Raw genomic sequence first — 13,437 nt, 5'->3', positions numbered from 1 at the left:
TTTCTGGCAGACGGCGATTCAACCGTCCGAACTGCAGGATTCATCCTGACCTGCGTCATCCACAACCAAAACGTGCTAACAACCTGCGCCCCACAACTGGCACAGGTACACCTTGCCTTTCTTTACGGGTTTTTAACGGCTTATTCCGCCGCCGATCTGGCCACAAGCTGCACCCTGCGATCCTGCTGGTGACACTGCTTCAGAGCATCACCGCGCAAAGACTCACAACGCGCTCCTGTCACCGAGTGGTCCTCCCCATGACCAATCACCGTGACTTCGGCAATGCTATCGCCTTGCTGCTGCCACCATTGGGCAACAGCCTGCGCCCTGCGCTCTGCCAGGTCCCGGTTATAAACATCACCACCCAGCGGGTCGCTATAACCATGCATTTCCACGCTTGGAGATTTGAGCGCCGCAACAGACTGATACCAGGCTTTCAGTGCAATCCGGCTGGCGTCGCTGAGAGACGCCGAGTCAAAAGTAAAGACCACAGTCATCGGTGCCGGTACGGCAACCGGCTCTTCCATATCAGCCCCGGGCAGCTCTACAGGTACCGGCACATCAGGCTCTCCTGTGATCGCCACATCACACTCAGGCACCGCCATCTCCGCAGTCCACTGCGCGGTTCGCCAGCAACGGCCCTCTGATGTTTTCAAAAGATTGCCATCACCGTCAGTGCGATAACCCGCCCATGGGTTGTCGTCGTTTTGCGTAGCACAACCTGACAGAACCAGAGAAAGCCCCATGGCAACCACGATCAGCATGTTGATTTTTTTCATCGTTGAATCCTTACCAGGTCAGGTTGGCGCTGAGCAGCCCACCATGGCTTTCGGTATCCCCACCAAAGCGCCCACGATAGCCAAGCCATAAGGAGAAGTCGGGCGTCACCAGCCACTCGGCACCGGCATTGGCCGCTAACTGGGCATCATTCTGATCGGCGCCATACACGGTGAACCCCTGTTGCGTTCCGGCAAACCGGGCACTCTGTTCCGGCTGGGTGTCGCCGAACGGTTGCACCACCGCCAGCCCCCCTTCCGCCACAAACCAGTCGCCGCCCAGAACAAACGCACGGGACAGGTCTGCGCCCAGCCAGGCTTCGCCACTGTTCAGCTCGCTGTCGTCCACGGCCAGCCCGGCGATGCCGCCACCAGTTTCGCTAAAACCGTTTCGTTCAATACGGGTCATGGAAACCATCGCATAGGGATGCAAACCGGTTTCGCCCCAGGCCAGATCCCAACCGGATTCCAGTGCCAGTCGCAGCGCATCCACGCTGCTGTCGGACTCGGCCGGGGTGCCACTAACAATCCGTTGTTGGGACACATCGCTATTGCCGTAGCTCAGGTCACCACGCATATACCAGGCGCCCCGGCTGCTCCAGCGGCCATACACCCCCGCGAACCAGGACGACACATCGCCATCCGCCTGGCGGTTGTCGTAGTCCAGCGCGCCGTCAGCGCTACCGGCGGCCACCCCCAGCATCCAGCGATCCCATTGATGGTCCAGCCCCAGCGCCAGTTGATCCCCCCGGAAGGTATAAGCCGCATTACCCACACCACTCTGGCTTTGCTCCTCAAAACGGGAGGACTGGGCCAGCACCCAGACGCCATTACGGCGGGTGTCGCCACCCTTCACCGACTCACCGTCCGCCGCCGATGCCGCCAGTGGCACCTGGCTCTTCTGGGCAGCCTGAGCCGCTTGCGCATAAGGGTCCGACGGCGCCGCCAGCGCCTGCAATTCGCGGGATAGCCTCGCATCCATACCGCCATCGGAATGTCCGCCCACATTGCGGCCCCGTTGGCGCATGCCGTTGGCAAACGCCTGCTGCAATTGGCGCCCGACACTCAGGCTCGCCAACAGGCTGTCACCGCTAAACGCAGTAAATGCCTGTGCGGCCTGGGGCTTGCTCATTTGCAGCACCTGGCGATACAGGGAATCATTGATGGTCATGCCATCCACGTTGTTGGCCACCGCCCGCTGGTTGTCTGTGAAGGCTGCACTGGCAAACGACAGGTCATTGCGCAGCAATTCCAGCGATGCGGTATTGCTGCCATAGCTCAACACCGGGTTTAGGAAGGCATAATTGGAACTTACATCATCGAACTGGCCGTTAATGCCACCGGCCGCGTTGAGAAAGGTATAGGTACTGAAAGGCAAGTAGGTGCCATCGTTGCCCACATGCAACACAGACCCTGCCAGATTGGCCTGGCCGCTCACCTCGATCCGGTCGCTGCTGGTGCTGGCCGGATCCACTTCCAGTGCCAGCTGGCTGCCGCTGTTAAAGGTCAGGTCGCCATTGATATTCAAGGTACCAATGGAATTGCCCACGGCCAGCGTACCGCCAGATTCAATGGTGGTATCCCCCACCTGGCCGGTGCCGCCGAGCACGCCGCTGTTCTCTACAGTGAAGGCACTGTTGCTCCAGTTGCTGTTGGCATTGAGGCGCCCCTGCTGAATCACCGTGCTACCAGTGAAGGCGGTGGCATCCTGGGCCAGAGAAACCGCACCACTGCCTGTTTTTTCCAGATCACCGCTGCCTGTTAACGCGTTGTCGAATACCCCATCTGCGGCTTGATCCAGCACCAGGCGGGTTCGGTTCTCGATGGCTGCGCTGCCAAAGGCCTCCGCGTCACCGATCAAGGCGCCGTTAAACAAACGGAATTGGCCGCTAAACGAGGTATTGTTGCCGGTCAGGCGAACCTCGCCCCCGCCGCTCATACTGATCGAACCGGAGCCGGACAGGTCATTGCCCAGCTCGGCTTGCCCGGCGTCTTGCAGACCAAGCTCACCGTTGTTTTCGATGGAGCCGGTGCCCAGTCCGCCGACCTCGGCCTGCACACCGCTACCGTCGATAATCAGGCCACCGGAAAAATCATTGTTGCCTTCCAGGTTCAGAGTCCTGCTGCCCGCCACCGTAAGCGCCCCGCTACCGGTCAGGTCGCTGCGTACTGTCGCGTCTTGCGCCATCCAGAGGGTGCCGCCATGACTGCCCAACGCCAGTTGATGACGATTAAAGAGGTCTGGAATTGCCGCCCCTTCTACATGGAACGTACCGCCATCCAGAACAAGGCGGTTACTGGCATCCCCCAGCGATTCACTCTTCAAGGCACGCAGCGTGCCCGCAGCAATCACGGTGTCACCGACGTAGTCGTTCCTGCTCTCTATTACCAGTGTGCCTTCTCCGGTTTTCATCAACCCGTTGTTGCCACTGATCACACTGTCGATGGTGGCCTGATAGCCACTGCTGGCGGCACTGCCATCGCCGACGCGTATTTCGCCATCGGCGCCGGTGAGGGTGAGGCCGTCACCCGCTACGCGGTAGCCATCGCTGGCGAACTGCATGCCTTCTACGGCCACCGCGCCATCCGCCGATGATACAGTGACAGTGCCCGCATCGCCGGCGAAAACGGCAAAGCCCGGCTTGGGAATCATGGGGGCGGTGATTGAGCCAGCCGCATCACTCCAGACCGAATTGGTAGCGGTCCAGGTACCATCGCCACCGCCCTGGGTGCTGCCACTGGCCAGGCCATTGCCATTCCAGAAATTCACGGCGGTGCCGGTGGCATTAATCAGGTTGATCTGGCCATTGGCCGCCAGGTATTGCAGGCCCAGCGACGGGTCCGTCGCGGCCAGCTGCAAGCCGCCGTTACTTTCCGTCAGGGTGCCGGTGTAATCAAACAAACGGTACAGGCCCGGGCCGAAACCGCCGGCGTCGTTCACGTTCAGGGAGGCACCGTTGATCGCCAGGTCGCCATTGACGGTGACGCTATCGCTTTGCCCCAGCGTGGAGAAATCGCTCCCCGGGGCGCCGAAATCAAAATCCAGCAGACTGCCCTGAGCCAGGGTCAGGTTGCCGTTGATGGAGAGCGTGCCCAAGCCATCGCCCGGCGCTAGCGTGCCGCCGGATTGCACCGTGGTATTGCCCAGCGAACCACTGCCACCGAGCAGACCACCGTTGTTCACCGTGGCGGTGACACCATCCATGGCGCCATTGACGAACAGGCCGCCGCCGTTAACCGTGGCGGCACCGGTCATGGTGTGATCTGCCGACAGGAAATAGTTTCCCGTGCCATTTTTGATCAGGTTGCCCGGCCCGGAGAGAACGCCTGCGTAGCGGTAATCGTTGCCGCGGTTGATAATCAAGGTGCCAGGTGTGATGCGAAACCGCAGATCCCCGACAATGGAGCCGCTGTTGCCACCAGTACCCAGCGTAAGGCTTGTGCCATTACTAAAGATCATGCCGCCGGTGAACGCATGGTCCGCCGTCCAGGTCACATCCGACCCTGAAAGGTGAACCCCCCCGGCCCCGGAAATCGTATTGGCATAGGGCGTCGAAGTGCTTAATCCGCTGCCGACAAGTTGCGCCCCACTATCGAGCAAGATATCACCGGCAAAGGTATCCATGGAGTCCAAGTCCAGCACCCCCCCGACAATATGCGTCAGGCCCGTGTAGTGCTGCTGGTTACGAACGATCAGAGTCTCGCTTGATACATCCCACAACACATCTCCGCTGCCACTAATGACGCCGAAATAATCGAGGGAATCCGCAATCAGTTTCACGGAGGCATCGTTGCGAATGTTTCCTGACAGACTGTCGTTAGCACCAACCAGGGTACCCTCCCGCACCCACCAATCCAGGCCCGCTGTTCCGTCCAACGTCCAGGTTCCGGCGCCGGTTTTCTCAAAAGACTCGAAGCCACGAAAGATATCGGTGCTGGCCGTGCCAACGGTGTTGGTATTGAAGGTACCATCGGCGGCGCCTCCCAGCACCAACGCATCAGTGCTGCCATTGGACTGCACATTGCCGCCCAGGCTGTAACCGTTTTCCAGGGTCAGGCGATTGCTGCCACCGGCAAAGTGAATCGCCGTTGCTTGGTTGGCACCCGCATTGACCGTACCGGCCAGGGTCACTGCCAGGTCGGAACCGGTGATGCCAAAACCACCGATGCCATCGGCACCGGCCGTGCCGCCGCCGCCCCCCGTGCCAGCGTCACCGCCCTGCACCAAGGCACCGGCGTTAATATGGATGTCGGCGCTGGCGTCCGCCTGAATTCCCGCAGCGCCGTCACCACCATCGCCACCAATGCCCCCTGCGCCACCTACACCGCCGTTGCCACCATTGCCGCCATGAAATTCCGCGCCGGAAAACAGGGTAAATCTGTCATCAGGGGAGGTAATATGCAGCCCTGCACCGCCATCGCCACCGTTGCCGCCGTCACCATAATAATAGTCAGACTTCCCGCCGGCCCCGCCATCTCCGCCCAGGCTTGCAAACGTGAAGTAATAATCGCCGGGGTCTGGTAACAATCCAACCCCACCGTTACCGCCATCGCCGCCGTGCTCAAAAGGCGGCGGGCTGCTGCCCACAACCACCGGCACGGCACCAAAGTCGAACCCTGTGGAGGAAAGCGGCGTTCCGGTTACATTCGCCAGCTCCATAGACAGAAAGTTCCTGCTGCCCTGCAGATCCAGCGTAAAGCGACCCGATCCGCGATTGTAACCGTAACTTCTCATTCCATAGGGCAGCAGCACCGCATCAATCGCCGCTCCCAGTGCGCCAAGTTGGAGACCGGTATTAATGGTAATAATCGATGTAACACCGTCGACAGTCACACTGAACTGGTCACCATTACTGACGCCGGGCAGCGTTGTCAGGTCCGTTGTCCAATCTACGCCGGGAAGGAATTCACTAGACAAAGATGGGGCCGCCCCGGTAAACAGCAGACTCATGCCGTCGCCGCCATGCCCGCCATTACTGAACAGGCTGCCATTACTGCCATTCTCACCCTGCCCGCCGGTCGTCCCATCATGGCCGGTACCATCTGCGCCATCCGGCGCAGACCAGGCCGGCACCGAGAGCAACAACAGGAAAGAAAAAACCGCGCTGGAAACAGGATAGAATCCAACACGGACAAGACAACGCCCCCCAATATGGCGCTGAGCAAACTGTGACATGACGCCCCCGGCATGATTTTCCACTATGAGCCCTGTAGGGTAGGAGCAGGGCAGGCCGAGAACCACGCCTCCCTTTTATCACTTTCCGGCGTTTTATCATTTTTCTTTCTGAATTAGATTCAGTTTTGATAACGCATCCCCAACCACAAAACAGACTAAAGCGACTCGCAATAATGGGGAAAACGGACGGCACACTATCACCCGCGAGCGTACATACGCTGGATATGTCCGGCGGACAAACATTCGATATTCCCGGCGTTCGCGGCCGCATGGAGCGGCTACAATTTCCCAGTGGCATCGTGCTCTACCGGCTGGAATACGAAGCGTTGGAAGACTGTTGTCTGGACATGCAAGGGGGCTTTGACGAGCCCTGGGTTGGCAGCGCCCTGCACATACAAGGGCAGTCCGAGTTGCTTTGCCCCAATGGCGAGCACCACACCCTCAATCCTGACGCCGCCATGCTGATGCGGATTGACCAACAGGGCTCACGCTTCCAGCTATATAAGGGCCAGCTGGTTCGTCATGTTGGCGCCTCATCCACGTTACGCATTTTGCGAGAACGCTTTGGCAACAGCCTGCCTGGCGCGCTACAGGAATTTGATACCCCCTTTGGTAACAGCTGCCACATCCGCACCCTGACACCCAGCGCTCGCTTGCGACAATTGGCGTCCGGCCTGTTTTCCCAGCACGCCAACGGCGCCTGCCGTGAGCTAAAGTTAGAAGCTATCGCCAACTTGTTTTTGTCTGAACTAATCGAAGGACTGGAAGATGCATCATTCACCGATGATGCCTTGCCCATGTGGGAAGAGCAGGCCTACCAGGAGCTGCTCGATCAAGTGAGCCGCAGCCTGGATTCACCGTTGTCCATCCCCACCCTGGCCGACCATGTTGGTTTGACAGAAAGCCGGGTGGATCAGCTTTTCAAACTGAAAAACGATCAGACTTTAGCGGAGTTCATTCGCAATGAACGTATGACGCTGGCACAACAACTGCTGGAAACCGGCGAGCACCCGGTGAAGGTCGTAGCGGACAAAACAGGTTATGCTCACGTGAGTAATTTTTCTCGTGCTTACCGGTCCCGATTCGGCGAAACCCCGGCGAGGACATTGCGCCGGGCGACCAACGGGTAACCCCACCCTGAAAAAATCTACCCCTCTGCAGGAGCGGCGCTTGAGACGCGAACCGGGTACAGCGAGACGAGCGAAGGGTGTTTTCGGTACATACCTAACGAACCCGGATGCCTCTGATCGCCCTTCGCCGATTCCGTGCTTCGCACGGCTCCTCCCTCAAGCGGAACTCCTACAAAAATCGTTTGAGCTGCACCCACCGTTCTGGCACAAAAAAGCCCCGCAAATGCGGGGCTTTTTGAGTTATTGCATGCTGCATGAAGCGTGTTGCGTCCTACGTGTTGCGGCCGCGGAGCGGCTTACACTCCCCACTTGAAGAAACCGCGCTTCTCTTTCAGGTAGAAACGAGACAGCACCATCTTGTGGACTTCACTGGCGCCATCTACCAGGCGGGCCTGGCGGGCGTAACGGTAAATCCATTCCAGCAGAGTGTCCTTGGAATAACCGCGGGCGCCGCACAGCTGAATCGCGGTATCGGCCGCCTTGTGCAAGGTATCTGCCACATGAATTTTCGCCATGGAAATTTCTTTCTTGGCAAAGTCTCCCTGATCCAGCATCCAGGCGGCCTGCATGGTCAGCAGCCGGCCCACTTCGATGTCCTTGGCCACATCGCCCAGCATCCACTGCACGCCTTCGTGCTCGGCCAGCGTGGTACCAAAACTCATACGGTTTTCCACATAACCCGCGGCTTCTTCCATGCAACGCTTGGCCAGCCCCAGCCAACGCATGCAGTGCGTCAGGCGCGCGGTGCCGAGACGGATCTGCGTCACCTTGAGGCCGTCACCCACTTCCAACAGGCGATTCTCGTCAGGAATCACCAGACCATCGAACTTGAGCTCACAGTGACCACCGTGCTCTTCCGGCCCCATGATCGGAATGCGGCGCACCACTTCCCAGCCGGGCTGGTCGGCATCAAACAAAAACGCGGTAAGCCCTTTGCGCGGATCATCGCTGGTCTTGGCAATCAGAATAAACGTCTGCGCCCCTTCGGCACCGGTAATAAACCACTTTCGTCCCTTGATGATCCAGTTGTCCCCTTCACGGGTAGCCGAGGTGTAGGTCAGGGAGGGGTCGGACCCGCAACCGCCATCGGGCTCCGTCATGGCAAAAGCGGACCGTACTTTGCCGTCGATCATGGGTTGCAGCCAACGTGCTTTTTGATCGTCGTTGAGGATTTTGTTGAGCAAGATCATGGTGCCGTCATCCGGCGGCGCACAGTTGAATACCACCGGCCCGAACGGGCTACGAGCGGCCTCTTCATATAACACCGCCATGCCAGCTACGCCTACGTCCAGCCCACCACGTTCTTTCGGTAACTGAAACCCCCAAAGCCCTGCGGCTTTGGCTTTTTCTCTCAGCGCATCGACCACGCTTTCTTTAAAATTTTCATGGGCATCGTAATTGGCTTTGTCATTTTCCAGCGGCATGATTTCCGCTTCAACGAAAGCGGCGACTTTCTGCCGTAAACTTTCAATTTCCGGGCTCAGGGAAAAATCCATGATCTATCCTCGGTGAATTCAGTTAGAGGGTATTGCAGAGGTGACCGCCGTCCACAGCGATGATGGCACCGCTCATGTAGGAAGAGGCGTCCGAGGCCAACAACAACAGCGGGCCAACCAGCTCATCGATATTACCCAGCCGGCGATAAGGAATGCGCTTGAGCATTTTTTCGGCCAGCGGGCTGTTGAAAAAATCGCGGTTAATATCGGTTTCCACATACCCCGGGCAGATAGCGTTACAGCGAATATTGTAACGGGCACAATCCAGCGCCAGGGATTTGGTGAGCTGAACCACAGCCGCCTTGGAAGCGGTGTAGGCGGCCACACGCCCGCCCACCCGCAGGCCAAGAATAGAAGCGATATTCACCAGACTGCCCGGACGCTCATCGCGCTTCCATTGCTGGATCGCAAACTTGGAAACCGCCCACACGCCTTTCAGGTTGGTATCAACGACCCGATCCCATTCTTCATCGGTAATATTTTCGGTAGGCCCCTCATGGGATACGCCGGCATTGTTTACCACCACATCCAGGGGCGGCATGTCCGCAAACGCGGCTTCCACGCTGGTGTGATCGCTCACATCCATGGGCACAACAACGGCATCGCGGCCCAAGGCGCGCACCGCGTTGGCGGCATCTTCCAGCTTTTCTACACGCCGGGCCGCCAGCACCAGATCGGCACCTTCTTGCGCAAGCGCTTTGGCAAAATGGGCACCGAAGCCACTGGAGGCACCGGTAATCAGGATGCGTTTTCCGGCCACACTGAATCGCTGTGTCATAACTCTCTCAACGTTTTCTGTCTTGAGAGAGAGAAGCTACCCAGCCGGCCCGCTGGCCACAAGGACGAAAACGCTCAGAACGACGATGACAACAGCAAGGACAGGGCGTAACGCGTGTCCGGGGTGGCGCCGGGCAGAGATAATGCCTGCCGAACGGATAACCATTGTACGGCTACCACCTCATCACTAAGGGAAACGGAATCCGGACAGGCTACGGTGGAGGACAGCGCCCCCCAGACCCGATGGTGAGGATTAGCAAACCAGAACCACTGCCAGCGGGTGAACGGCCGTTGCAGACCCAATTCTTCATGCAGCTCCCGCGACAATCCCTGCGCCACGGTTTCATCCGGGCGCATGACTCCCCCCGCCGCCAGATCCCAGCCGCCAGGGTAGAAATGCTTGTCCTCTGCCCGTTTTTGCGCACAGACGCGTCCGGCCAGATCCTGCACCACCACATAGGAAGCACGGTGAATCAACCGCTGACGCTGCATACGCCCACGCTGACAACTGCCGCGAGGGTGATTATGCCGGGAGACCAGCAGAACCGGTTCGTGGTTACTCATAGAGGTGTTTTTTTCTGAAACAGACGGGGAACACTAGCGTTATGGGGAGGGGATTGCCAGATGAAGCGAGTGGCGAGGAGCGAGTGGAGAAAGACAAAAAACGGAAACCTGTCAGGCAGGAAGATTTTAATCTTTGAGAGGCGCGCCAATAAGGGGCTGAAGCTTCGGATGAAGGGCGCAGCCAGTCCCCGACTGTAGGAAAACAGGTTGGGATTAAGGCTGGAAATGGCTGGGCGGGTGGCCGGTCCATTTGCGGAAGGCGCGGGCGAAATTGCTGGGATCCGCGTAGCCGAGCTTGATCGCCACCTGTTGCACGGTGATATTGGCCTGCAGATAAGCCATGGCCTTGGTCATGCGCACCTCTTCCAGCAGGGAGCGATAACTGACACCCAGTGCATTGAGATAACGACGCAGCGTCCGCGAGGTCACATGAAAGTTGCCCGCCAGTTGCTCTAGGCTGGGCAGCATGCCTTCCGCCTGCATCAGGCGCGCACGCACCCGGCTAGCCCAGTCCTGATCGGCTTCCAGACGCTGCAGCTCTTCTTCACATTTCTGCGCGGCCATGTGCCGGGATGCCGGGTCGGACAAGGTGAAGCGTTCGTTGAGCAAGGAATGCGGCAACCGCAAAGCGGCCACCTGCGCACCAAACTCCACCGGCATTTGCAGCAGCTCGCGGTAGCGCTCCGCGTGTGCTGGCGGCGCATAAGGCAGCTCCAGTACGGCGCCACGAAAACGCTCGCCCAGCAGGTAACGAATGCCACCCACGACTGCGGCTACCACCACTTCCAGGTAAGTTTCGCGAATATCGCCCAGCGGCACACTTTCCAGCAGGCAAAAACGCACCCCTTCCGTAGACGGCTCAATACGCGGTACGCACAGCCGAGTACGGGTGCGGAAATAACGCTCCAGCAGGCGCAGGGCATCGCCCAGATCCGCACTGCTGATGGCCGCATAGCCCAGCAGGCCGTGGGCGGTCAGTGTCAATTGTTGACCCAGCGCCAAGCCCAGCGCGGGGTTCCCGGTCATTTCCCGGGCACCCACCATCACCCGGCGGAACTGCTCAAAGCGCAGCGCGGGCTCCGGGTTATAGACTTCGTCTTCCGTCAGTTCCACCTGGCGCAACAGGCGCCGGGTATCCACACCCACCTCACTGATCAGTTCGACCAGATTGCGGACGTAGTTCACCGGCACCGGCGAACGGCCAGTGCCTGGGTCAAGCTGGATAAAGCGGTCACGGTTCATGAGCCCATCATACGCTACTTCTTGCCCTGTCCGGAAATGACCGAAAAGTGTCCAGCCCTGCACTTCGCCAATGGCCCCCACTCTCTGACAATGCCTGCCTCAGAATTTCCCGGCCGCACTCAGCCAGCACAACCCAAGGACAGCCCCATGACGACGGATTCTCCCACTTACAGCCGCCAGTTCGGCGCCGATGATGCCCGCGCTATCCGCGATGCCGTAAAGAAAGACCTGGGCCCCACAGCTTTTAAGGCTCGTCCATTGCGCGCCCTGTGGTTCATCCCCCTAAATATCATCATCATCGGCAGCATCGCCGCCATCCTGGTGCTGAACCTGCCCTGGTGGGGCAACCTGCTGCTATCTCTGTTGGCTGGCCACACCCTGGCCTGCCAGGCGCTGCTTGCCCACGAAGTACTCCACGGCGCGCTGGGCATGAGCAAGCGCATGCAGAATGCGCTGGGCTGGATCGGTTTCGGCCCGGCGCTGGTGCCACCGGAATTTTGGCGTCGTTGGCACAATGTGGCCCACCACGCCCATACCAACCTGGGCGACAAAGATCCGGATTCGTTTGGCACCATGCACCGCTATGAAAAGCACCCGGAGACCGCCAACTTCACCAAGCTGGCCCCTGGCGGGCGCACCTGGTACAGCTACTTCTTTTTGCTGTATTCCTTCATGTTCCACGCCCAACTAGTGCTGCGCCTGCAGACTCGCAAGCGCGAAGAGTTCAACGGTTTCGACCGTAAAAAAGCCATCCGCCAGTCCTATCTGTGCATGGCCGCCTGGATCACCCTGGCCATCGTGTCCGGCCCGCTGGCGATCTTCACCGTGCTGATTCCGATGATGAGCATTAACTTCATCGGCCAGAGCTACATCCTGACCAACCATATGCTGCGCCCGCAGATGGACAACAACCATCCGGTGGACAACTCCATGAGCGTGCGCGCCTGGCGCTGGATCGATCCACTGCACTTCCACTTCAGCCACCACGTGGAGCATCACCTGTTCCCGAAAATGGGGTCGGATCAATCCCCGAAAGTGCGCGCCTGGCTGGAACAGGAGATGCCGGAGCGATACGTGGCGCCCAGCCATGTAAAAGCGGTGGCGATGCTTTACCAGACACCCCGGGTGTACAAGGACGCGAAGACGCTGATCGATCCGTTGAACCCGGAGCGAACCGTGGATGTAATGGAACTGCAGGGGCAGTTGAACTGAACGCATGACGCATGACACATGACACATGACACATGACACATGACACATGACACCAATGATAAAACCGAAGGGCGGAGATGCCAGCAAGGTATCTCCGCCTTTTATTTTTTGTAGAGGCCTCTCTGTCGGCGCGATGCTATCGCCTTGGCACCGCCGCCGCAGGGCCTCGACCTTGTTGCCCCATGCCGCCAGCATGCGCTGGCAAGGTGGGAGTCTCTTCTCCGCGTAACCGTTCTGTAGGTCGCATTAGGCCGAAGGCCGTAATCCGACAGCTACGCTGTCCTCGCCCCCCCCGCCGAAGGTCGCAGGGCAAACGATCAGATACCCGCGATTTCGTCCTCTGTCAGTACCCGATATTCTCCAGGCGCCAGATCGGCATCCAGTACGATGTCGCCGATCTGCTCCCGGTGCAGTCCCACCACCTTGTTACCGCAGGCGGCCAGCATGCGTTTAACCTGATGGTAGCGCCCCTCGGTGATGGTCAGCCTCAAGGTGTGTGCATTCACCCACTCCACCTGGGCCGGCAAGGTCGGGCTGTCCTCGCCGCGCAGCAGGATGCCATCCGCCAAGGCCTGCAAATCCTCGTCACTGACCGGATCCGTGCAGGTCACCCGGTAGCGTTTGCCGCACTGATGGTTCGGCGAGGTAAGTCGATGCGACCACTGCCCATCAGAGGTCAGCAGCACCAACCCTGTGGTATCCCGGTCTAGGCGGCCCGCCGGATGCAAATCCGGGCGGAGCTCAGCCGGCAGCAAGTCCAGCACCGTGCGATGCTCCGGGTCGTCCGTGGAACAGACCACCCCGGCCGGTTTGTGCAGCATCAGGTAGCGCTGTCGCGGACGCTGCACCGGCTCCCCATGCAGGGCCACCGCCTGGTCCGGGCGCAACTGCAAATTGGCTTTGGGCTTTGCCTCTCCCTCCACCGTCACCGCACCACCGCTAATCAGGCGCTTGGCCTCCTTGCGGGTGAGGCCGGCACTGTGGGCAAGAAAATAGTCCAGACGCATGGGCAAAACCGTTACCAGGAAAACCACCATGATAACCGACATAAGGTGTCTGGAGTG

The 13,437-nt window shown here is 59.3% G+C and carries 9 protein-coding genes; 2 read left to right on the top strand and 7 right to left on the bottom strand.

Annotated features, from left to right (window positions below; translation table 11 throughout):
* Window positions 1-140: 140 nt before the first annotated feature.
* Together ABNH18_RS10945 and ABNH18_RS10940 are read right to left on the bottom strand one after the other, a co-directional pair.
* Entirely contained in the window at window positions 141-779 is a 639-nt protein-coding gene (locus tag ABNH18_RS10945; RefSeq protein ID WP_349382841.1) for an OmpA family protein, read from the bottom strand.
* A gap of 10 nt (window positions 780-789) precedes the next feature.
* On the bottom strand, window positions 790-5,952 hold the full coding sequence (locus ABNH18_RS10940; protein WP_349382840.1) for an autotransporter domain-containing protein: 5,163 nt from the start codon (window positions 5,950-5,952) through the stop codon (window positions 790-792).
* Window positions 5,953-6,125: 173 nt separating this feature from the next.
* Here ABNH18_RS10940 and ABNH18_RS10935 point away from each other — a divergent pair, with 173 nt between their 5' ends.
* On the top strand, window positions 6,126-7,082 hold the full coding sequence (locus tag ABNH18_RS10935; protein WP_349382839.1) for a helix-turn-helix transcriptional regulator: 957 nt from the start codon (window positions 6,126-6,128) through the stop codon (window positions 7,080-7,082).
* Window positions 7,083-7,378: 296 nt separating this feature from the next.
* On the opposite strand, the gene ABNH18_RS10930 is transcribed toward ABNH18_RS10935, so the two are convergent.
* From ABNH18_RS10930 to ABNH18_RS10915, 4 genes are all read right to left on the bottom strand, one after another.
* Window positions 7,379-8,578, bottom strand: a complete 1,200-nt coding sequence (locus ABNH18_RS10930) for an acyl-CoA dehydrogenase family protein (protein WP_349382838.1) — start codon at window positions 8,576-8,578, stop codon at window positions 7,379-7,381.
* Between the two features lie 22 nt (window positions 8,579-8,600).
* Window positions 8,601-9,356 carry an SDR family NAD(P)-dependent oxidoreductase gene (locus tag ABNH18_RS10925; RefSeq protein WP_349382837.1) on the bottom strand — a complete coding sequence of 252 codons (756 nt, stop codon included), beginning with the start codon at window positions 9,354-9,356 and terminating at the stop codon, window positions 8,601-8,603.
* Between the two features lie 74 nt (window positions 9,357-9,430).
* A complete protein-coding gene (locus ABNH18_RS10920; RefSeq protein ID WP_349382836.1) occupies window positions 9,431-9,919 on the bottom strand; it encodes an NUDIX hydrolase in 489 nt (162 codons plus the stop codon).
* Between the two features lie 213 nt (window positions 9,920-10,132).
* Entirely contained in the window at window positions 10,133-11,161 is a 1,029-nt protein-coding gene (locus tag ABNH18_RS10915; protein ID WP_349382835.1) for an AraC family transcriptional regulator, read from the bottom strand.
* Between the two features lie 147 nt (window positions 11,162-11,308).
* Here ABNH18_RS10915 and ABNH18_RS10910 point away from each other — a divergent pair, with 147 nt between their 5' ends.
* Window positions 11,309-12,373 carry a fatty acid desaturase family protein gene (locus tag ABNH18_RS10910; RefSeq protein ID WP_349382834.1) on the top strand — a complete coding sequence of 355 codons (1,065 nt, stop codon included), beginning with the start codon at window positions 11,309-11,311 and terminating at the stop codon, window positions 12,371-12,373.
* Between the two features lie 317 nt (window positions 12,374-12,690).
* Here ABNH18_RS10910 and rsuA read toward each other — a convergent pair whose 3' ends face one another.
* Entirely contained in the window at window positions 12,691-13,422 is a 732-nt protein-coding gene (gene rsuA, locus ABNH18_RS10905) for a 16S rRNA pseudouridine(516) synthase RsuA (RefSeq protein WP_349382833.1), read from the bottom strand.
* Window positions 13,423-13,437: the final 15 nt, after the last annotated feature.

The sequence above is a fragment of the Alcanivorax sp. genome, from assembly GCF_040118815.1.
Taxonomy (GTDB): domain Bacteria; phylum Pseudomonadota; class Gammaproteobacteria; order Pseudomonadales; family Alcanivoracaceae; genus Alcanivorax.
This window is presented reverse-complemented; position numbering and strand designations above follow the sequence as displayed.

What these genes read in the sequence shown, in the direction of transcription:
- rsuA (WP_349382833.1), bottom strand. Translation starts at nt 13,422, where the DNA reads ATGTCGGTTATCATGGTGGTTTTCCTGGTAACGGTTTTGCCCATGCGT.
- ABNH18_RS10910 (WP_349382834.1), top strand. Translation starts at nt 11,309, where the DNA reads ATGACGACGGATTCTCCCACTTACAGCCGCCAGTTCGGCGCCGATGAT.
- ABNH18_RS10945 (WP_349382841.1), bottom strand. Translation starts at nt 779, where the DNA reads ATGAAAAAAATCAACATGCTGATCGTGGTTGCCATGGGGCTTTCTCTG.
- ABNH18_RS10915 (WP_349382835.1), bottom strand. Translation starts at nt 11,161, where the DNA reads ATGAACCGTGACCGCTTTATCCAGCTTGACCCAGGCACTGGCCGTTCG.
- ABNH18_RS10925 (WP_349382837.1), bottom strand. Translation starts at nt 9,356, where the DNA reads ATGACACAGCGATTCAGTGTGGCCGGAAAACGCATCCTGATTACCGGT.
- ABNH18_RS10930 (WP_349382838.1), bottom strand. Translation starts at nt 8,578, where the DNA reads ATGGATTTTTCCCTGAGCCCGGAAATTGAAAGTTTACGGCAGAAAGTC.
- ABNH18_RS10935 (WP_349382839.1), top strand. Translation starts at nt 6,126, where the DNA reads ATGGGGAAAACGGACGGCACACTATCACCCGCGAGCGTACATACGCTG.
- ABNH18_RS10940 (WP_349382840.1), bottom strand. Translation starts at nt 5,952, where the DNA reads ATGTCACAGTTTGCTCAGCGCCATATTGGGGGGCGTTGTCTTGTCCGT.
- ABNH18_RS10920 (WP_349382836.1), bottom strand. Translation starts at nt 9,919, where the DNA reads ATGAGTAACCACGAACCGGTTCTGCTGGTCTCCCGGCATAATCACCCT.